This window comes from Aeromonas sp. Marseille-Q5825 (assembly GCF_946892685.1).
Taxonomy (GTDB): Bacteria; Pseudomonadota; Gammaproteobacteria; order Enterobacterales; family Aeromonadaceae; genus Aeromonas; species Aeromonas rivipollensis.
On the sequence record NZ_CAMPOU010000005.1, the window covers coordinates 17,782 to 38,093 of the forward strand.

Annotated in this window: 17 protein-coding genes and 1 pseudogene; 10 read left to right on the forward strand and 8 right to left on the reverse strand. The window is 43.2% G+C overall.

The features are described 5' to 3' along the window. The first annotated feature begins 3 nt into the window (after window positions 1-3). The 5 genes from OC537_RS14495 to OC537_RS14515 are packed head-to-tail and all read left to right on the forward strand — an operon-like array spanning window position 4 to window position 6,710. Entirely contained in the window at window positions 4-1,485 is a 1,482-nt protein-coding gene (locus OC537_RS14495) for a tyrosine-type recombinase/integrase (protein ID WP_262112281.1), read from the forward strand. Further along, window positions 1,482-3,545, forward strand: a complete 2,064-nt coding sequence (locus OC537_RS14500) for an integrase (RefSeq protein WP_232038140.1) — start codon at window positions 1,482-1,484, stop codon at window positions 3,543-3,545. The genes OC537_RS14495 and OC537_RS14500 overlap by 4 nt, the downstream gene beginning before the upstream one ends. Continuing rightward, window positions 3,542-3,961 carry a hypothetical protein gene (locus tag OC537_RS14505; protein ID WP_005895563.1) on the forward strand — a complete coding sequence of 140 codons (420 nt, stop codon included), beginning with the start codon at window positions 3,542-3,544 and terminating at the stop codon, window positions 3,959-3,961. The genes OC537_RS14500 and OC537_RS14505 overlap by 4 nt, the downstream gene beginning before the upstream one ends. Beyond that, window positions 3,958-4,464: a hypothetical protein gene (locus tag OC537_RS14510; protein WP_262112284.1), complete on the forward strand. Its 507-nt coding sequence runs from the start codon at window positions 3,958-3,960 to the stop codon at window positions 4,462-4,464. Before OC537_RS14505 ends, OC537_RS14510 begins: the two co-directional genes overlap by 4 nt. Beyond that, complete coding sequence (locus tag OC537_RS14515; RefSeq protein ID WP_262112286.1) at window positions 4,461-6,710, forward strand: ATP-dependent RecD-like DNA helicase; 2,250 nt, start codon at window positions 4,461-4,463, stop codon at window positions 6,708-6,710. The genes OC537_RS14510 and OC537_RS14515 overlap by 4 nt, the downstream gene beginning before the upstream one ends. A 58-nt stretch (window positions 6,711-6,768) precedes the next feature. Here OC537_RS14515 and OC537_RS14520 read toward each other — a convergent pair whose 3' ends face one another. Next, a complete protein-coding gene (locus OC537_RS14520) occupies window positions 6,769-7,341 on the reverse strand; it encodes a hypothetical protein (protein ID WP_005895555.1) in 573 nt (190 codons plus the stop codon). A 118-nt stretch (window positions 7,342-7,459) separates the two neighbouring features. Here OC537_RS14520 and OC537_RS14525 point away from each other — a divergent pair, with 118 nt between their 5' ends. The 3 genes and pseudogenes from OC537_RS14525 to OC537_RS14535 all read left to right on the forward strand — a co-directional run bounded on the left by OC537_RS14525 (window position 7,460) and on the right by OC537_RS14535 (window position 9,195). Next, window positions 7,460-7,666, forward strand: a complete 207-nt coding sequence (locus OC537_RS14525) for a helix-turn-helix domain-containing protein (RefSeq protein WP_005895552.1) — start codon at window positions 7,460-7,462, stop codon at window positions 7,664-7,666. A gap of 401 nt (window positions 7,667-8,067) precedes the next feature. Then, window positions 8,068-8,301 (forward strand): annotated as a pseudogene (locus tag OC537_RS14530) (DUF4172 domain-containing protein); the annotation flags it as partial. Window positions 8,302-8,367: 66 nt separating this feature from the next. Further along, window positions 8,368-9,195: a Fic family protein gene (locus OC537_RS14535; RefSeq protein WP_262112404.1), complete on the forward strand. Its 828-nt coding sequence runs from the start codon at window positions 8,368-8,370 to the stop codon at window positions 9,193-9,195. Window positions 9,196-9,592: 397 nt separating this feature from the next. Here OC537_RS14535 and OC537_RS14540 read toward each other — a convergent pair whose 3' ends face one another. Together OC537_RS14540 and OC537_RS14545 are read right to left on the reverse strand one after the other, a co-directional pair. Beyond that, window positions 9,593-10,003: an H-NS family nucleoid-associated regulatory protein gene (locus OC537_RS14540; protein WP_262110628.1), complete on the reverse strand. Its 411-nt coding sequence runs from the start codon at window positions 10,001-10,003 to the stop codon at window positions 9,593-9,595. Between the two features lie 351 nt (window positions 10,004-10,354). Continuing rightward, the gene (locus OC537_RS14545; RefSeq protein ID WP_005303889.1) at window positions 10,355-10,654 is read right to left on the reverse strand and encodes a hypothetical protein; all 300 of its coding nucleotides are present in this window, start codon (window positions 10,652-10,654) and stop codon (window positions 10,355-10,357) included. A 514-nt stretch (window positions 10,655-11,168) separates the two neighbouring features. Between OC537_RS14545 and OC537_RS14550 the strand changes: the two genes are divergently transcribed. Both OC537_RS14550 and OC537_RS14555 read left to right on the forward strand, forming a co-directional pair. Further along, window positions 11,169-11,621, forward strand: a complete 453-nt coding sequence (locus tag OC537_RS14550) for an antitoxin Xre/MbcA/ParS toxin-binding domain-containing protein (protein WP_262112288.1) — start codon at window positions 11,169-11,171, stop codon at window positions 11,619-11,621. A gap of 791 nt (window positions 11,622-12,412) precedes the next feature. Then, entirely contained in the window at window positions 12,413-12,910 is a 498-nt protein-coding gene (locus OC537_RS14555; protein ID WP_262112290.1) for a universal stress protein, read from the forward strand. Between the two features lie 173 nt (window positions 12,911-13,083). On the opposite strand, the gene OC537_RS14560 is transcribed toward OC537_RS14555, so the two are convergent. From OC537_RS14560 to OC537_RS14580, 5 genes are all read right to left on the reverse strand, one after another. Then, window positions 13,084-13,758, reverse strand: coding sequence for a DUF3313 domain-containing protein (locus OC537_RS14560; protein ID WP_262112292.1), 675 nt, complete (start codon window positions 13,756-13,758; stop codon window positions 13,084-13,086). Between the two features lie 38 nt (window positions 13,759-13,796). Beyond that, complete coding sequence (locus OC537_RS14565; protein ID WP_262112294.1) at window positions 13,797-16,025, reverse strand: patatin-like phospholipase family protein; 2,229 nt, start codon at window positions 16,023-16,025, stop codon at window positions 13,797-13,799. Between the two features lie 29 nt (window positions 16,026-16,054). Then, window positions 16,055-17,314: an anaerobic sulfatase maturase gene (locus OC537_RS14570; protein WP_262112296.1), complete on the reverse strand. Its 1,260-nt coding sequence runs from the start codon at window positions 17,312-17,314 to the stop codon at window positions 16,055-16,057. A 116-nt stretch (window positions 17,315-17,430) separates the two neighbouring features. Further along, window positions 17,431-18,414, reverse strand: a complete 984-nt coding sequence (locus OC537_RS14575) for a transporter (RefSeq protein ID WP_262112298.1) — start codon at window positions 18,412-18,414, stop codon at window positions 17,431-17,433. Between the two features lie 59 nt (window positions 18,415-18,473). Next, on the reverse strand, window positions 18,474-20,297 hold the full coding sequence (locus OC537_RS14580; RefSeq protein ID WP_262112300.1) for an arylsulfatase: 1,824 nt from the start codon (window positions 20,295-20,297) through the stop codon (window positions 18,474-18,476). Window positions 20,298-20,312: the final 15 nt, after the last annotated feature.

Sequence of the window (20,312 nt, forward strand, 5' to 3'; positions counted from 1 at the left end):
GCTATGCCGACAAAAAAATTAGATAAAAACGATATTATGTTGGTACAAATAGACCAGCACCCACAATTTGCTTATGACCCATATCCTGTAAGCCAGTCAGGCCAACAACTGGATTTAACACAAAGTAAAATAGTTTTGGAACCGGAGAGGGAGACCATATCCTTTGACAAAATCCCTCACCAATTAAGAGAACATACCCGCGCATGGATTTCTTATGCTTCTCATATCTACTCTAACTATGCACTTCACTCACATCATGAGTGCTGGCGCTTACTAAGCATCCCTGACGATATTGCAGCAGAAGACATTGCTGAAAAAATTCAAGAAATCTACAGAGAACTTATGAGTTCTACTCGTAGTGTGAGCACTAAATCTATTTTAAGAATGATGTATAAATGGTGTGTTGAAGAAGGCCTCCCACACTTTGATGAAGATTTTTATGATTACTACCTAGCCAGTATAAAATTTGGTACAGACGCAGGTAAAGGTCTTGATGTCATTATGGAAATACCTGACCGTGGCCCACTCACGATCAAGGAAGAACGCATCTTCATCTCCACATTAAACTCCATTTCTCCAGAAACACTAACCACGCATGCATTACAGGGATTGGTGTCACTGAAATGTGCCCAGGTTCTTGGCATGAGAAATATCCAAGTGATGAGGCTAAAGTTCTCTGACTTGCAGCTCTCAGACAAAGGTGTATATACCCTAAAAGTTTTGAGGGCAAAACAAAGAGGGCAGGCCAATAACAATGTATATAAAATTCGCCCCATAACAAAAACACTCGCAAAACTACTTTCATTAATGAAAGCACGTTACGAAGATATACTAGGTAAAAAAATTACTGATAATTGGCCTGTCATCTCAGATTATTATAGTGTTAAAGATGTATTAGTTAAGCGCCAAGTAAGAATCACCACGATATCGTACATCACCAACCAGTTCAGAGTAGCTGTCGGATTGGACTTCAAGGTAACCAACCGTAGACTTCGTAAAACCTTCTGTTCACGGTTAATCGCCAAAGGCACTCCTATGTCTGTTGTTGCTGAACTAATGGATCATAGTGATTTACAACAACTAGAAGTTTATTATAGACAATCGCATACTGTTGCCAAAAAACTAGATGATGTACTGCGAAGTGAGGCCATGGATATACTCGATGCATTTGCAGGTAAAGTTGTCACGCCTGATAATGCCTCTAAGCGAGGACAAGGTATTTTCGCGCCATCGAAAAATCTAAATCTTGTTCAAATTGGTAGCTGCGGTAGCGCTACCCCATGCTCTCTGCAACCCCCGCTTTCTTGTTACAACTGCTCTTCTCTAGAAGCCTTTGAAGACGTTGACCATAAGGCAGTTGTAGATACGATGGTAGAGGAAGTAAAAACAGCATTTGGTGATGCTCACGCCATAAATATTCTTCAACATAAAAACTTTTTAGCTGCTCGCAAGTTTGCTGACATGTTTGACAGGGGTGAACTATGAATACCAGCCTACAATTATTACCATCAATTGGTGTAGATGCTGATAGCAATCTGGCTCAATTAGTTCACTTTTACAAAAAAAACACTCCCTTTGCAACATTAGAAGGTTGGGAATGGGATGCCTTTAGCTGGGATGCTAAGGGTATTTGTAAGACTCAAGCCAGAAAATCTGGAAATAATATATCCGTCAATTTTAGTCGAGATAACAATCTAGGTAAAAAAGTTAAGTCATCACGCGATGCCATGAAGGCGTTTCACAATCTGGATTTATCTGACATAGCTAAATGTCATATTTCAGCCTTGCAAATTGAGAAGCCAAAAGATGTAGGAACACTCAATTTCTATATTGTTGCATATCGGTATTTAGATAATGCGATGCTAAAAAGAAATATTACAGCAAGCACTCTTACTACTTATGACTTCAAAGTCGCAGAGGCGGAAGCACACGATAAACTAGAAAGTTCTACCTTTTACCGTATTGGTCAGAGACTTGAATCTATTGCGAAATTCATTAACCAAAAGCGGCTATCCATCCAAAAGATTGGATTCAAAAAGTCATCTAAACGCGGAGAAACCCAGACCGCTAGTGATACAAGAATCGATTTTGAGTCAACTACCAAACGGCATGAGAAGCTACCTACCCATGAAAGCCTCATCGCAGTAGCAACACTTTCTAACTCGAATCTAGAAGGTGACGATGCACTGTTTCAGGCTATGGTAGAAATCATGTTTGCAACGGGTCTGCGATTTGATGAGGTGATCTGCCTAGATGTCGATTGCTTACAGGTTAGGGAGGTTGAGGAGCAAAACGTCTTCACAGGTGAAATGGACATATTATCCATTAATGAGATCCGCTACCGAGCCAAAAAGGGGGCTGGATATCAAACCAAACCAATAACCGAAAGCCTGTTACCCATCCTAAAGAAAGGTCTGACTAGCGCCCTTGAAATATTAGCACCTGTACGTGACACGATTAAATGCGTTGCTAATGGGAAATACGACTTCTTCCCAATTATCACCGAAGATTGTGAGTTGTTTGTCACTGATATTTGGGAAAGATTAAATTGGTCATCACGTTCAAATCTCACATCCTATCTAAAGAAAAGAAATATCAACCTGACAAATAAACGGAATCCAAATACAGGTGCAATTGCGGGCACATTCCACCCATCAGACTTAAAGGGAAAGGCATTCTCATTAGCACAGGAGTCTATCGATCAGTTATGGAAACAGATTTCAGAGTTAACTGTGGCTGATTCCCTAGATAAACTAATATTTGTTACCCAACATCAGCAACATCATTCTGAGAAGAGAGCTGAGCCCTGGGAATTCACAATGATATCATATACTCAAATATATGACTATATAGCGGGTCGTCCCGACCTGGGTATAAAAAATGTTTTTGAACGCAAAAATCTGTGCTATCAAGGTGAACAGATCCGGCTGACATCACATCAATTCCGTCACTTTCTAGACACTATGCTGGAGCTCTCAGATTCAGTAACCCCTATAGAGATTGCTCGATACTTTGGGCGAAAGTATACTCTAGACAATGTAGCCTATGACCACACTAATCCAGCTAAAAGAGTCATGGATAACGCAGACATACTCTTTGCCGCCTCAAATATAACACCAGAGCAAGCAAAAGAGGCATCCGTGATCTTTACACTGGTTGACCGTGATGAGGTTCTTGAAACGATAGAAGATATTGGTACAACACTCATCACTGCAATTGGCTTATGCAAACATGACTATAGTGACTCTCCATGTGGAAAATACTATGCATGCGTCCGTGGATGCTCTGAGTATTATCGTATAAAAGGAAATCAGGAAGAGGTCATTCATTTACAAAAACTTCAAGCTGAACAAGAAACTCGAATTCAACATGTTAAAGCAGCAGTTGACGCTGAATATCATGGTTCCAATAACTGGCTACGTTCTCATGAAGAACTATTAAATGGTTGTCGTATAGCCCTCGCCATTGAGCAGGATAATTCAATTTCAAATGGTGAATTAGTGCAAGTTTTCCCTAATGGTAATAATGGGTGCGTTGCAATATGAAAAAAGAACAGAAACAAATTACAGCTGCACTAGAGCAAGACTTCTGCAAACTCATCGTAATCCTAGCTGCCCGCAGTGGGAAGAATAAAGTCACTTGGAAGGAACTAGAACAGGAGACAGGATTTACTCGGCAAGCATTGTCAAAAAAAGAAGCTATCGTTAAGGCTTATAAAGAAGCCAATCAAAGTAGCAACATATTAGAAGATATCGGCAGGCGTGCAGAAGAAACCCAATCAAAACTTGATAAAATAAAAGAAGAAAATATCAAGTTAAAAAAACTATTAGCTGACTATGATGAGACTTTTGTTCGCTGGTTTGCCAATGCTACAAGTAGAGGTATGTCCATTGAGGAGTTGGAAGCACCGCTCCCACACTCTATGAAGACAAAAGCCAGATTGAAAGATCTTAAAAAATGAATAAAGCATTCAGTATTAGCCATGAACTGGAAGATTTTGAACTTGATAAAATGCATGCCAAGGCGCGTGAAAATCTTATTAAGGTGGCTAATTTGGTCGGGCCACTTGACCTTGCTGAATGGCAAAACTTCATAGAAAATGGCAGTTTAAATGCAACTGCCATAATAAAAGAGATTGGTATATCTCGCTCTAGCTATTACCAAAATAAGTACATTGTTGCGTACCTTAAAAGTAAGGCACAATGGCTAGCTGAGCAGAATACCTTACAGGAACTTCCCTACCAGGCTAGGGATACTTCAAAAGCACCCGCAAAGCGATACAGCCCGCAAGAAAAGAGCATTCAAGAGAAAGATAAAATGATTCGCCAATTACAGCTACGGGTTGCAGAACTTGAATCTCATTTAGAAGGCTTAAAGCAAGAATATAAATCTCTTCAATCAAATTCACATCGAGAACAGCATCGTATGGAATTGCTAGAAATATTTAAGCGGGTGCCTAGATGAATGACTTCGAGCAAGAGAATTTTTTTCGCATCACGAGACCACCATATTCATCCAGAAAAGGTCGCTCATTTCATGCTGTGCAGATAGATCCTGACACTCTACGTAATTGCAATTACAAGCGCAATTACATCATTCACATAATTGAAAATAACAGTGATCGCCTGTCACTAATATTAGCGAAGGGTGCATTGGTTAAATTAGCTGTCAAAAAGCAGTATAGTAGACGTGTAGAGCACGGAGGCATTCTCACTGTAATCACCCCTCAATACCTAGATCTAATTAGGCCATCAGGGGAGCAAATCGTAATCATGTTAGGCAGTCACGCCAAATTTAAAGGTGTTGGCCCAGTAAAAGCCCGTACATTATGGTCTACATTTGGTGAGTCCTTATTTGAAATCTTGGACAATGGTGATATTGTAAGCCTGCGTAAGATATTAAGTGAAAACACCGCAAAAAATACTATCGATGCATGGCGTAGCTATATAAATATTGATGCTATGCGTTTCTGCAATGCACATTTGGGATTATCAGTATCCACCTCATTTTTGGTATCAGATTATTATCAACAGGAAACCATAAGTAAGGTAAGCGAAGACCCTTACCGATTATTAGCGTTTGGTGTTGATTTTAATGAATGTGATCGAATCTCAGTGGCTCTAGGCTTTCAATTGGATGCTCCTATTAGGCTCGCAGCAGCAGCCGAGGAGGCATTGTACTGTCACCTTTCTAGCGGGAGTACATTAGCAACACGATATGATCTAGACATATGGCTGAAACAGCTCTTACATATCCCCAATAATCAAGAGAAAACAGAGTGCTATGTTAATCAAGCATTCGCACTCGCCACATCGTGTGAAAATATCCTTGATGTTGGTGACAATGAATTACAGAGCGCAGGTGCTTTCACCATGGAAGCATATGTTGCTCAGCGATTGGTGAACCTCATCACAAACCCAAGTAAATTATCCATCGATGAAAAAAGGATAAACTTTTATATCAATCAATACGAAAGTAAAAAGTGTTTTAACTTAAACTCTCTTCAAAAAGAAGCTATCTTTGGGGCTATAAAACATCGCTTTTTAATTATTAATGGTGGTGCAGGTGTAGGTAAAACTACATTATTAGATGCGCTTTATTCAGTGTTTCATAAGTTAGATATAATACCAGTACAAGTCGCACTTGCAGGCAAAGCAGCAAAAAGGATGGCAGAGGCAACAAATCAAGAGGCTCATACTATCGCAAGATTTATTAAAAACTTCAATGCTAATAATTATGAAGGCAGACAACTTGTTATTGTTGTCGATGAAAGCTCAATGGTAGACTTGCCTAGTATGTACCGCCTATTGAGATGTGTTCCTAATTCTGCACATGTAATCATGTTAGGCGATATTGGGCAGCTTCCACCTGTAGATTTCGGTCTTGTTTTCCATGAACTAGTGCCAATGCACGATATTCCAAAAATCACATTAACAGAGGTTCGTCGACAAGATAAACACTCAAACATCCCTGCTATTTCAGCTTCTATCCGTAATGGTATTCTTCCAACATTTAGCTACGATGATGTCGTCCATATCGATATCAATGGAGCCAATGCAATTCAAAAGAGAGCAGTCTCATTATATTTAGAAAAACCTGATGAAACACAAATAATTTGCGCTACAACTAAAATGGTTAATGATATCAATAAACGCTGCGTAGCATTGAATAACAGTAAACCATTAAAGGTATTTATAGAAGAAGCAAATCACTATTTAGATACTGAGTTTAAACTACATGACAAAGTAATGTGTTGCTCCAACCTTTATGCTCATGACCTGATGAATGGTTCCATAGGAACCATTTGCCAAGTTTACAACGTAATGAAAATTATAAATAATGATGACAATGATGAGCCTTTGTATAGCTTTGGCAAGATTCTATGGGATGACGGCATAGAACGAGAGATCTCGTTGGATATCATCAATGCCCTTCGCCATGCTTATGCTATGACGATTCACAAGAGTCAGGGTTCACAGTTTAAGCAAGTCATCATTGTTCTGGATAAGGCCCCAAATATTGATCGAACAATGTGTTATACCGCGATTACACGAGCCGTAGAAAAGGTCTACTTGATCGGGCCTCTGAATATTCTGAGCCAAGCACTAACACATGAGTCAGCGAGCAAACGAAATGTTGATCTTGGACATAAGGTTAAAGCGTTGCTAATACAAGCAATGGCTGATTCTCCTTTAGATGCTGATAGATAACGGCTTGAAATTACTAGCCCTTTGATTCTGAGACACGTCTATCGATTCTGGCCGTTCATCAAGAGGCACTTCTAAACGCAATCAACCCCCTCAAAAGCCTCTCCACGGCCTCCAGCCTGCCCCGCAAATCGCGTTTCTCTGCAACGGTATTGCTGATGGCACTTTCAATCGCTGGATCCAATATGGAGAAGTCCACTCTTAATTGCTGGTACTCAGCGAGCATTGAATCACATTCCTGCAACCCCTTACGGTAGTGCTGTGCTCTCGCGATCAGTCCTTCCAGGACGGATTCATACGTTTCCGACTTACGCTCCTTACCCGATTCCGTTACAAGCGCACAAGGCCCAATAAATTCCTCTTTGAAATGCACTTCATCGAACTTGGGAGTCCTGATGAAATGAGAACAGCGCTTCCCATCATCAACATGCTTCCTTTTTAGAAGTCCCTTATTTACGAGCTTGATCAGATGCCGATAAATGAAGGTATAACGATAACGCCGCTGACGTATCTGCGATTCTGCTTTGTCACCAAAAATGGCATTTACAAATCCTATCGCAGTGAAGTCATCCATCTGCCATCGAATGAGTGCGGTGTAGAGCGCGGTTGGTAACCACACGGTCTGGGAGCTCATAAGTAATCCTGGGCCTCGAACGAAAACACTTAGTGGAAATCTAAACTCGTTTGCGGATTATAATCCGTGGTCGTTAGCCAGACAACCAGAGATAGTGCTCGCCAGCGAGAGGCGAGACATGCAAGAGCTAGCAAAAAAATTTGGTGATGCTGTACGTGATAGACGGCTTCAATTGGGCGTATCGCAAGATGCACTCGCATATGCGGCCGAAATTGATAGAAGCTACGTAGGACGAATTGAGCGTGGTGAGGTCAATGTCACCCTGGAAAAGGCTTATCGTCTTGCCAGGGTTATGGGGTGTGACATTCGCGATCTGCTGCCATAGATATATTTGCCAAATAATTATCTCTTCACCCAGATAAAACTAAATTTCCCTATAATTATTCACAGTGATGGCATAGCGAGTACCATCAGGCATATGAGTGAGCAGACCTAAGGGCATCTGCGTGTGCGTGGCTTCATGCAGCGCAAGCTGCAAGCTCCCAAAAAGCATTCGAAACGAAAACGAGCTCCCGCCTTGTCTATCTACTGGTTGCTGTAGCGCCACACAGCATCAATAAATCCAGTTTTTCATTAGCTCCGGTCTGAGATTTTCAACCTAGATCTCCATCCTCATTACCAGCTCTGCTGGTCTGCTGCATGTGTTATATTCGGCTCAAACATTGAGCTGAATGATGGGCTGGGTCGGCTCATTATTGAGACCCTAGCACGTTGGATGAGGAAATAATGGAACCATTTTGGATTTGGCAACAAGCCGACTGGCCCCATTTTCGTTGGCAGGATAGCGAGATATTGCCCAGATTACGGCAGGTTCAACGCAGGCAGGGAATTCTAATCGGTAGTCATTTCAGATTGGGGAACTCCGACCAAGCGTTAGATACGTTACTGGCTAACATCATCTCCTCATCCGCTATCGAAGGCGAACGTCTCAATGCCCAATCCGTGCGATCTTCCCTGGCTAGGCGGTTAGGGAGCTCACAAACTCAGTCCTATCCAGTATCAGAGCGCTCAGAGGGGCTCGCGGCAATGATGCTGGATGCCATCGACAACCATGAACAACCACTGACAATTGAACGACTTTACCAATGGCATCGTTGGCTGTTCCCCGCCAACGAATGGTCGGTGCAGCGACTGAACGTAGGGCAGTTGCGAGGAGATGAGCCGATGCTGGTTGTCTCTGGGCGTGTTGATCGCCCTACCGTGCATTTTGAGGCTCCACCCAGAGCTGCCCTTGACGATCAACTGGCCGAGTTCATCCCCTGGTTTAACCAGACTCAGCATGACCCCACGATGGATCCACTGCTTCGTGCGGCGATCTGTCATTTCTGGTTCGTGACCCTGCATCCCGTTGATGATGGCAATGGGCGGCTCACGCGGGCATTGACCGATCTCGCGCTGTCACAGGCTGACAGCCAAAGTATCCGGCTGTATGCCATGTCAGTTGCAATTCTCGAACGGCGGGATCACTACTATCGGGCGCTTGAGTCAGCGCAGAGGGGCCCGCTAGATATTACCTCCTGGATCTGTTGGTTCCTCGACACACTGGATTACGCCATAGAGCTGGCATTACAGGTTATTGATCGTTCTCTCGCCAAGACATTTTTCTGGTTGCGGCACTGTAATGACGCTCTGAGTCCAGAGCAAACCAAAGTGCTGAATCGTTTACTGGATGGCGGCGAACAGGGTTTTGAAAATGGCATCAGTGCCAGTCAATATCAAAAAGTCGCCGGAGTCAGCAAGGCGACTGCCACACGCCATCTGGCTGAACTGGTGGAGAGGGGATGCATTGAGAAATTACCTGGTGGCGGACGCAATACACGCTATCAGATCTGCTTGCACACCGAGGGAGTTTGAAAAAGCATCGCCATGGGGCGTTAATTTCATCTGGTAGATGAGAGCTGCGATTGGTGTACAAATGACGCTATTTAGTTAAATGTTGACGCCATGATGTGTGCCGTCAGGCATATGAACGAATAGACTTAACCGACACTCATGGCTCTCAACTAATCTTTTGAGTGATAACAAACTATCGAGAACATCGGGATCTATTGCAGGAACATCACCAGGCCCGAGATTTGAAAGCAGTTTGGTCACACTGAGACGTACCAGTTGCTCTTCGGCCAGCGCCTTGGCTCTCTGGACAACCTCGGGTGATTCGGATGAAATCATATCCTCCAATGTCCTCCCCATACGGTGCTCCTACTACAGATAGAATTAAAGGCCCACGCCGAGCAGGCATGGGCTCTCAGCATTAGATCAAGAAGTCATCCAGTGCTTTTCCAGCCGCAACAGCGTCTGCAATGGCCTTGGGCATGCGCCCCTGGCCAGTCCATGTCTTCTCCTGACCGCCTTCGGTGTACTTGTATTTTGCAGGACGGGGAGCGCGTTTGACTTTGTTGGCTGAACCATCAGCTTTCGCTGGAGCCGCAGTGCCAACCAGCTCACTCGGATCTATGCCCGCTTGTTTCAGCAGCTCGGTAAACTCAGCCAGTTTTTGCAGGCGTTCAGCTGACTCTTCTCTCAATTTGCTCTCTTGCTGCTCACGTTCGGCATAGATTTCGTCAAATTTGTCTTTAGCCTCGACCAACTGCTCATAAGACAACTCACGCAGTACAGCTCGCAGACTACGAATATTCATCAGTGTTTTCAAAAAATCGTTCATTGATAGCCTCATGTATCACATTTTTATATCATGAAAATTATCTCTCAATCTCAGCATCAGCTCCACTGTTTTTTGCACCAAGATAGTTTGGAAATAGCATCATTCAAAAATCGTGAGCTAAATTGCGCTTGAATCTATTTAATAGCCTAGCTCCAATCTGCTATGAAACTATGTAGCCAAAAATTAAATCTAGGTGGTAGTGAGCGTTGAGACCATCTCACCAGATGAGCCGATGAAGGATCTTGTTCGGCTCACGAAATGAGCCGATTGAAAAGTATCATTGGCTCACAGAATGAGTCGATGATAAGAGATTTTTATCTCCACACAAACTAGAGTATGGGAGCATATTACTCATATTATTTCCCTATTAGAATAATCACGCCCAAATGTGTCTGGGTTTGCAGCCTCATAGTCATCGTCAAACATATGTTCCCCGCGATGCATCTCCCTCACTGTTGCGAGTGTACCGAAAAAGCACATTTCACACAGATGCACCTTATAACGTTCACCATCGTGACGGGAACCATAGCCAAAATCCGCCGATAACGAGCCGTATTGATTGGTTCCAAAATTCGTTTTTGTACTACGACCACAGACATCACAGAGAATGTCAACGACCTGCTCTGTTGGCACAATTTCTTTTACGAGCATGCTACGCTCCTAATCTGATGAGAATAGGAGTTATCATACGCGGACACACTATATATATTGCAACTTGTTTTGGTTACTTTCTGGTATCCATGCGAATGAGAGCTTTCACTTCGACAACAGTGGCGCCGATAGGAACACCTATCGAACTCAATAACTCGCCATTTTCAGTTCTGGTAACCTCGGGATCACCCTTATACCAACACCATTCTCGGCCAGTTTTTGTGTCGGCTGCCTCTAAGATGCCACAACGATAATCAAAATTGATGGTCACTGAATGTTCTCTCGGCTAGCTAGTGGTTATAGCATAGTAAATATATGAGAATTCAAGTCTCATAAAGACCCCAGATAGAATTATGCACAGAGATTCACGAAAAAGTTGGTATTGCCCGAATGGGGCGCTTCAACCTCTGTATCCTGTGCCTCATCCAACAAAGTCCTCAGACCCATCGCCATCGCCACATGGAACAGATAGGATAAGGTAATCTGGTATCGTAGGTTCAGGGGAGATTTCATCATGTCCTATGCGAGTTATCATCCAGGTAAGGCTACGGCCTCTACTAAGACAATATTTGACTCTCTTGGCATACCGAGTGACCCGTTGGGGGCACATCTATGGATCGTGGCTGGCGTAGCTCCTGGCATCATTCATCGACTAGCTGAATTGATGAACACACACTCAGGTTTGATATGCCGCTTAGCAGGCATTAGCCGGAGCACTGTTGCTCGCAAGCTGAGGATTGAGGCTCCCCTATCAATCTCGCAGGGCACCAGGGTATACGGCGTTGTACAGGCCCTAGATGCGGTGCTCTCCCTCCATGAGCACGACACCACCAGAGCGATTTCATGGTTAAGCCGCCCAGCCTGGGGCCTCGGTGGCGTGGCTCCAGCCACATTGCTGAATACACCGATGGGGGTTCAGGCTGTTGTTGATTTGGTGGGACGGATTCAGCATGGGGTTTGCATATAAGCAATAAGTCGGGGGCTGTGAGGATAAAGCCATCTCAATTGGTTAAACATCCACCAAACAGAATGATTTTCAAAATTTTTTCACATACCCCCACTTGAAAAACTCGGAAAACTGTCCATTTACTAATTATGAGAGCTATAAATAAATTTTTACCATTTCAACATTCCGCTGCTGCGCAGCGAAGAGAAACCAGCTTTACTACCCCCCCTATAAATTATTTTTATTAAATCAATGAAATTTAAAGAACACTGATAAATTAAAGTTCCTTAACTTGGCTTAAGACATCAATGCTCCATCACTCAGTAATAAATTAAATTCCTATAAATAGAAAACAGAAAACAGAAAACAGAAAACAGAAAACAGAAAACAGAAATGTAACCTCAGTGAAGATATGGTTATATTCGCCCTGTAGGGCGGAAAATTAAAAAGGTGCTTTTTTGCAAAGCATTTTTGCATGTATCGATGGCTCCCCAGCCATGACAGCCGTGTGTGATGCAGCGGCATGGGCCGCTACCAACACCGGGTTACCCGTCACCCTGCTGCACGTATTGAAATAGAACGAGTTTGCAGGACAAGCCGATCTCTCCGGCAACATCGGCCTTGGCAGTCGCGAGCATCTGCTCAAGGAGCTAGCCGAGCTGGATCACCAATGTAGCCGTCTCGCCCATGAACAGGGGCGGATGCTGCTCAACAGCGGCAAGGAGTATCTTGCTGACTTGAGCATGACAGGAGTCGAGACCCTGCAACGCCACGGCCAGCTGGTAGAGACGATCCAGGAGCTCTAATCCGGTATGCGGATGTTGAACATGGGCAAGCAGGGCACGGCCCATGCCCACGACCTGATTGGCAGCAATATCGAGAACGTCATCCGCACCCTGCCCAACCCCATCATGGTTGTGCAACTAGGCTTTCAGGCCCCAAGCCGCTTCCTGTTTGCCTATGACGCCAGCCCGACCGCCAAGAAGGTACTGGTGTTGATCGCAAGCAGCCCGCTGCTAAATGGACTTGAGTATGACTTGGTGATAGTGGGCGAACCGAGTGACGAGCACGAACGCCAGCTGGCGCAGGCCAAGCAGGTGTTGAAAAGTGCGGGTACCATGGGTGAAGCCAAGCTGCTACAAGGAGAGGTGGTGCCAGTTATCTGCCAGCATGCTGTCGAAGTGGAATGCGACCTTATCGTAATGGGGGCTTACGCTCACTCACGCATTAGGCAATTCATTGTGGGCAGCACAACAACTGGCATTTTGAAAACTACGAGAACATCGATGCTTTTGTTACGTTATAATTGATGTCTTATAAAATCCATACAAATATGTTGCTCATTGTGTTTGTATGAGTTTTTCAAAATTCTCCAGGAGATAGCCTTTACTATTCAATACCTATAAATATTAACTATAGTTATTCTTTATAGAAAAAAGACCCCAAAGCATTGCTTATGCTGGGGTCTTTTAAAAATTAAAAATCATCGAAACTTAGATGCAAATGAAGCAGCAATTTTGACCCATTCATCAAATAAAGCTTTTACATGTTCAATCTGTAATTGTTGCTTATCATCAGTGAGACTTTCACCAACACCCTGGCGCAATCCTTTACCCATGACCTCGTTGGTCATTGAGTCTGTGAAGATACCCTCTACAGAAATGGTTACAACTTTATCACGATACCCAAGCGCAGTTGAGGCTCCAGCCAATACTAATGCTACAGGTACGACCTCGTAGGCCTTAAGACTTTCGACGCTCGTTGCAACGCCAGTTACTGCAAGTTTAAAGTCCAGCGTATCTGCACCAGGTGTATTCGTTAATTCATAGCTTTTGCTAATTTCTTGTTTGAGTTGCTGTGTAAGATATGCAGATATTTTATCGAGGTTTTCCTGTTTAACCTGAGAACCTTCTTTTGGTGTTGGGTAGAATGTCACTGGATGAATAATAATTTTTTTATACTTCCCTTTAACCATTGCAGGATTAATCCAGCGTAACGTCTCACCTTGATAGTCACCAGGTGCTTTCGTCAACATTGAGTAATCACCAAGATAACCAGAGCGAGGAATATCGCCACTTGTTGAGTTTGACGACCCAGACCCAGCACAAGCTGTCAGCATTATAGCGGAAAGTAAAACTGCGACCTTCGTATTTTTCATTATGTATTCCTGTTGCCAATATAATTAAAAATATAGTTCTAGTAAAATCGAGGTTTACCTAAATAAAAGAATACGGTTTTGTTATCACTTTCTCCGTAACCATAACCAATATAGACTGGCCCAAGTGGAGTGTTCGCACCTAAAAACAAGCTACCAGCCAACTCAGAACTTGAACCGATATCTTTCCTATTATCCCATACGCCACCATATTCTACGGTAGTCCCTAAGTACCAAGAAAGAAGTGGTATTATTTTGAATTGATGATAGTAAATACCTGATATAACCCCAGCCTGCTGACCAGAAAGAGAGTTTTCCGTGTAACCTGATAAATTAAGAAATCCTCCAAACCGATACAGATCCTGTATGGGGGCGGTTCCATCGATTGTTGTCATAGCCACACCGGATAATCCAAGTACATGACCACCATAAACAGTAGTGAACATACCCCCACTTGCAGTCAGTTGATCAAACTGGCTATCACTACCCCATGATGGATCTGACTTGGCATACTCAACTAGACTAAGCCAACCTGAGGTTGGAAAATTAAGGTCATCAAGCCTATCAACGGAGAGTCTCGTATAGAGTTGAGCTGTGTCATAATTAAAAGAATCCCAACCAGGTGTTCCTGTTCTTAACTCACCATCACCAGTTCGATAACGATAACCAATACGAAAGTCCCCATAGCGTGGAAATTCTCGCCCCAGGGCTGCATCCAGTTTCGCTTCATTTACTTGGTAAACAGCGAGATGATTACCATCATCGTCATAAATACCTACGTCATAAGAACCGTAAGAGCCACCCGCCTGCCAGAAATAAAGCCCCTGCATATCAAATGGTTGGAACCACTCAATACCTATTCTTGGTTCATTTCCGAACTGAACGCTACCACGAACCTCACCTCCCAATGAGTTTATATCGGTACGCTGGTAAGAAAGCGCCAAATTGTAGCTATCATCCTTCTGTACAGAGCTAGATAGTTCCAAGCCAAACTGCATATAGTTAGGCCCCCAACTTTTTGCCCTAGCGTCAACCTCAAGTCCTTTCTTACCATCTTCTTCGATTATGTCATAACTTACCGACTGAAATAAGCCAAGACCATAGACAGCTCCAATGTCTTGCTCCAATATCCCTCTGTTGAGTGGCTTTCCTATTTTCTGATTGATTCGTTGTGCAATAATTTCATCATCAGCATTAGCATTGTTTTTTATTCTAATGAAATCAATTGTTGGCTCACTTTTCCCAGGATGAGATCTAGAGAGCAGCATATTATTATATGCAGATTCAGATAGGCTCAATGCCTTAAGCTTGCTATTTACCTGAACTGCACTTTTATAACCAATTTTCACAGCATCCTTTGTTCTATCAAAGTCACCGCTTCCAATATCACCAAGCGCGGGTTCAATGAGTATATCTTGCTGATGCAAAGAGGCAATTTGACGATCAGCATTAGTTCGCGTCATGATGGATGTCATCTGAGCGGTAATAGCAAACATATCTGTCACTTGATCTGCTGGCATGTATGGTGAACTAATATCGACCGCAATGACTATATCAGCACCCATGCTACGAACAACATCGACCGGAAGGTTGTTGGTCAAACCACCATCAACAAGTAAGTGATTACCCTGCTGCACAGCAGCAAATGCACCAGGAACAGCCATACTTGCTCGCATTGCTGTCGCCAGGTCTCCGTTAGCTATAACGACTTCACTGCCATTACCAATATCAGTGGCTATAGCTCTAAATGGGATTGGTAACTTATCAAAGTCTGTGACTGTACTGACAGGCAGTGTTAACTCTCTCAAGACAAGTGAAAACTTTTGCCCTTGTATGGCGCCTGTTGGAAATTTAAGCTCACCCTTATCGGTAACGCCAGGCCTTGCGTCAATCAAATAAAGCCGCTCTTCTTGCTTTCTGCGAAGCGGAAGATCTTGCCGTGCAGGATCATCATTAAAAATGTATTCCCAATCCATCGCACCAAGGGCTTTATCTATTTCATCAGCTGTTTTTCCTGATGCATAAAGACCGCCAACAATAGACCCCATGCTGGTGCCAGCAATACAGTCAACAGGTATTCTCATTTCCTCAAGCCGTTTTAGAATACCAATATGAGCCGCACCTCTAGCCCCCCCCCCACTCAATGCCAAACAAACTTTAGGTCTTTCATCTGCATGCCCAACGCGAGGGAGAATGCAGTAAAATACTATAGATAGCAGAATTACTTGGTAAGAGTATTTTAAAAATTGGCACTTAAAATAACTTATCATTTTGATAACCTCCCTATTATCGATAGCGTTTATCTAGCTTTAAGCCTTCTTAAAATAACAGGTAGGTCGGTCAGCGTTTTTTTATAAAAAATTTTGAGACCTGGGCAAAGATAATTTAGCCCAGCTTCGCCATCTGGTGTTCTGACAAAACGGTTCTTAGGACATTCTCCCCAACACAATTTCAAGTATGAGCAGGTCTTACAATATTTTGGAAGAGACTTGTGTTTGGCATATCCAAACTCCTTTTGACGCTCAGAAAATGCCATCTCTCCTTCATGAACATGCAATATATTTCCTAGTCGATATTCTGGATACACAAAGCGATCACAACTATACACATCACCATTATGTTCTATCGCAATAGCTTTTCCACAAATTTGCCCACTAACACATGACTGGGCTCCTCTGCCGAGCATTTGACTAATCACGTTCTCAAATTGGTCAACAAATACTGAGCCAAAGTCCTCTGAAAGCCATACATCCCAAATTTTTGTAAGAAAATGTCCCCAATCATCAGGACTGACTGACCACTCTGCTACAACAGAGTCAGGCTGACCAGGCTTAGCTTGGCTTGTCCCGCTGATAGGAAGTGCTGATACATCCCAATACCCAGGTGCTGTGTTTTTAAAGTTAACAGGCTCGACAGCTGGGAGAAATTGCATGACGTAAGGACGCACCTGGTCTCGTAAAAATTGATAGACTAGAAGTGGGCTGTTAACATTCTTGTTATTTACGACACATAGTGCGTTGAACCGAATCTTATACTGGTGTAATAATTCTACTGCATTCATAACTCTATCAAATGTAGGTTTCCCTCCCTTGCTATATCGATATATATTGTGCAGTTCTTCCGGCCCATCAATTGAAAGACCGACAACGAAATTGTGTTGCTTTAAAAAAATACACCACTCAGAAGTAAGTAGAGCCCCATTGGTTTGGAGATCATTTTCAACTTGCTGGCCAGCACGAGCATATCGTGTTTGCAATTCAACTATACGATGGAAGAAATCCAACCCCATTAATGTTGGTTCCCCTCCCTGCCAAGTGAATACTGCAACGGGACCCGTCTGAGCAGCTAAATATTGACGAATATGAGCCTCCAGAAGTGACTCACTCATGCGTGGCACTTTCCCTTGTCTCAATAAGTCTTCTTTGTGTAAATAAAAACAGTATGCACAGTCTTGATTACATTGAGCACCACTAGGTTTTATCATTGTATGAAAAGCATAATAATCACCATCAGAGAGCTGTGGCAGTGATAGCGGTGGATCTACTTCATTAGAATACATAGAGAGAGCTCGCGTTTAGTTAAACACACAAATACTCTTCGTGAAGAATAAGGTCGTATTTACTATAAGGGGATTTTAAAGTAGTAAATACAACCCTATTCGCTCATCTCATGGAATTACTTTCCATGATTAAGTCTTTTTGAGCCTTCAATTAATGGGTGCCAACCATAAATAAAGGATATCATGAAACTATCCATACTCATTTCGGCTGGTGCATCGTCATTGATTGTTGACATATAGCCGACAGTCAGGCTCATATTGTCATCAATGTTATAACCAAGCGTCAACCCGACTGCGGTACTACTCATTTTGTCGCCATCAACACCATCAATTGATGCCTTTGCTCCATTGTACAAAGAAAGATCGAACGAGCCCCACAAGCGCTCATTAAAATCACGAGTAAGATGAGCATCGAGCCTATACATGGGATCTGTTTCCAGTGATTTACCCATGAAGTCATCATTTTTGCCAAAGACCCAAGCCGCAGGGAGCAATTCGAACGTAGTTCTTTCGCCAGGAACCCAAGAGCCAATTTGCCAAGTCAAGGGAAAGCCGATACGGCCATACCAGCGATTTTGTCCCAAGTTCAGAGGCTTATCGCTATCATACTCACCAATGGGCAATGCCAGATCGACCAAAACATCCATCGAGAATCCTGGTTCATAACGTAGAGCAGCAGGAAGATCTGTCTGGGCTTTAGGCCCGATCAGATTGACATCAAATTCAATCATCGGATCACCAAACCCTTTAGCGGATTGGTGGATCGTGTTCCCTCCAATATTGACATCACCTGATATTCTGCCCATAGGCACAATAAACGCAACTAAAGCAGAGCGATCCATGATTGAGAGTGTTTTGGCATAGCCAGTAAGCAACATCGATGCTTCAAAACTGGCTCCTGGAGTTACTGTATGGGAGAGGTCGAATGGATTGGTATTACCTGAAATGTTTTTATAAATAACAGGCACAGCATTACCACCTGCAAGGCTTTTAAGGTAAAAACGAGCAGGAACCTCCTGTGCATATGACATGGCAGGCACAGCCATGAAGGTGGTAAACATTGCACTCATAATCAAGTTAGACAGATGTTTTCTTTTCATAATATCCTTCCACCACTGTATATTTTACATTCACACATTTCTGATGAATGCTGTCATGTTTATTTATCTTGTTTCTCCACCATCTCAGGAGGGGGAACAAACTGCTTCTTATAGAGCAATGGTGGGTAACCCGCCTCTACTGGGGTTCGCATTGGAAGCACATCATCCAATGTTTCGAATGGGGATCTGCTTGGAATGATGACATTATTTTCCTTCACATAATGATCCCAAAGTTTTAGCATCTCATTGAGCTTTGCTGGCTCCTTAGATGTCAGATCTATGCGCTCAGCAGGATCATTAGCTAAATTGAACAGCTCCCATTCGCCTTTGCCAAATGGCTTAAATTGCCAACGAATTTTCCAGTCTCCTTGCCGTAATGCTCGATTGCCAAATACTTCCCAGGCAATATAATCCTGCGCTGTTCGAGGTGATTCAGCTTTTCCTGCCAAGGTTGGCAGCCATGATTTTCCAGCTAAGGGTGGCAGTTGATGGCCTTGATATGAGTCTGGATATTTAGCACCAGCAACCTCCAGCAAGGTTGGCATCACATCAGCTACGTGCATTATTCCATTATTGATGCTGCCATTCTGCCGTTTAACTACTGGCCCCTTAACGATCAATGCATTATGAATACCGCCTTCCGCGACCCATCCCTTATATTGACTAAATGGTGTCATCGATACCTGAGCCCACATTGACCCATAAGCCACATATGAGCCAGGGTCTCCCCATGAATTGGGATGAGTCTGTGACCAGTTTATTGCCGCATGCAAGAAATCTCGCGTCCCTGGAGTTCCAGCAATCTGTTCAAATAGATCAGTCCCCTCGGCACCATTGTCTCCAAAGACAATGAATATTGTATTCTCATATTCACCGATATCCTTGAGATGCTGTATCAGCCGTCCAGTATGATGATCGAGGTTTTCGACTAGCCCTGCATAGAGCTCCATTTTTTTACCTAGCAGAGCTCGACTTGCCGGAGCTAAAACTATGGGGTCTGGGACGAACCACATTCTCTCGGCAAGATTCGTTTCTGCTGGCATAACACCAAGTTCTATCTGTTTATTGAGGCGTTGCTCTCGAACGGCATCCCACCCTTTATCGTATTCACCGACATGACGATTTCGCCAGTCCTTTGGAAGGTGATACGGGTCATGAGGGGCTTGATGTGAAACATATGCAAAGAATGGTTTATTACTATCCTTATTTGAGTCAATAAACTCAATCAATTTATCTGTATATGTTTTCGTTGCATAGTAATCATCCGGCAACTCTTTAAGGTATTTACCATCCTCAGTAAACACTGACTTGGATGAAGCTGCTGTAAAATTAGTCATATCCCAATAACTACCAGCTCCATCTAATAGCGAGAAATCACGCTCGAAACCTCTGGCCGCAGGGATGAGATCCGGGGTTTTCCCTAAGTGCCACTTACCAACCATGTAGGTGTGATATCCGGCATCTTTGAGCAACTGTGGAAGCGTGACGAGTTGCTTGCTTAGATATCCCTCGTATCCAGGCACTCCTTTCTGATTCGGAGCTGTCCATTCATCCATATTGCCCAGACCATTAAGATGTGTGTCTATACCTGTGAGCATTGTGGAGCGAGTAGGAGAGCTGCTTGGATTTGTATAAAAATTAGTGAATCGAACACCTTCATTTGCCAAAGCATCAAAATTGGGAGTATTGATTTCACTCCCAAATGAACCAAGATCGGAAAAACCGAGATCATCACCTAAAATGACTACAATGTTTGGTCTTTTAACATCTGTTTCAGCTGCGACTGCATCAACACCTGCATATGCTGAAAGTAAAAAAAATGAACCAATCAATAGACTTATTTTACTTCTCTTGGTTAGTATTCCACTTACCTGTTTCGACATGATTAGAGTCCTTCT

Coding starts and splice junctions, on each gene's coding strand:
- OC537_RS14550 (WP_262112288.1), top strand. CDS start 11,169: ATGTCCTATGCGAGTTATCATCCAGGTAAGGCTACGGCCTCTACTAAG.
- OC537_RS14500 (WP_232038140.1), top strand. CDS start 1,482: ATGAATACCAGCCTACAATTATTACCATCAATTGGTGTAGATGCTGAT.
- OC537_RS14545 (WP_005303889.1), bottom strand. CDS start 10,654: ATGCTCGTAAAAGAAATTGTGCCAACAGAGCAGGTCGTTGACATTCTC.
- OC537_RS14510 (WP_262112284.1), top strand. CDS start 3,958: ATGAATAAAGCATTCAGTATTAGCCATGAACTGGAAGATTTTGAACTT.
- OC537_RS14540 (WP_262110628.1), bottom strand. CDS start 10,003: ATGAACGATTTTTTGAAAACACTGATGAATATTCGTAGTCTGCGAGCT.
- OC537_RS14495 (WP_262112281.1), top strand. CDS start 4: ATGCCGACAAAAAAATTAGATAAAAACGATATTATGTTGGTACAAATA.
- OC537_RS14515 (WP_262112286.1), top strand. CDS start 4,461: ATGAATGACTTCGAGCAAGAGAATTTTTTTCGCATCACGAGACCACCA.
- OC537_RS14505 (WP_005895563.1), top strand. CDS start 3,542: ATGAAAAAAGAACAGAAACAAATTACAGCTGCACTAGAGCAAGACTTC.
- OC537_RS14565 (WP_262112294.1), bottom strand. CDS start 16,025: ATGATAAGTTATTTTAAGTGCCAATTTTTAAAATACTCTTACCAAGTA.
- OC537_RS14555 (WP_262112290.1), top strand. CDS start 12,413: ATGCGGATGTTGAACATGGGCAAGCAGGGCACGGCCCATGCCCACGAC.
- OC537_RS14560 (WP_262112292.1), bottom strand. CDS start 13,758: ATGAAAAATACGAAGGTCGCAGTTTTACTTTCCGCTATAATGCTGACA.
- OC537_RS14580 (WP_262112300.1), bottom strand. CDS start 20,297: ATGTCGAAACAGGTAAGTGGAATACTAACCAAGAGAAGTAAAATAAGT.
- OC537_RS14535 (WP_262112404.1), top strand. CDS start 8,368: ATGATGCTGGATGCCATCGACAACCATGAACAACCACTGACAATTGAA.
- OC537_RS14525 (WP_005895552.1), top strand. CDS start 7,460: ATGCAAGAGCTAGCAAAAAAATTTGGTGATGCTGTACGTGATAGACGG.
- OC537_RS14575 (WP_262112298.1), bottom strand. CDS start 18,414: ATGAAAAGAAAACATCTGTCTAACTTGATTATGAGTGCAATGTTTACC.
- OC537_RS14570 (WP_262112296.1), bottom strand. CDS start 17,314: ATGTATTCTAATGAAGTAGATCCACCGCTATCACTGCCACAGCTCTCT.
- OC537_RS14520 (WP_005895555.1), bottom strand. CDS start 7,341: ATGAGCTCCCAGACCGTGTGGTTACCAACCGCGCTCTACACCGCACTC.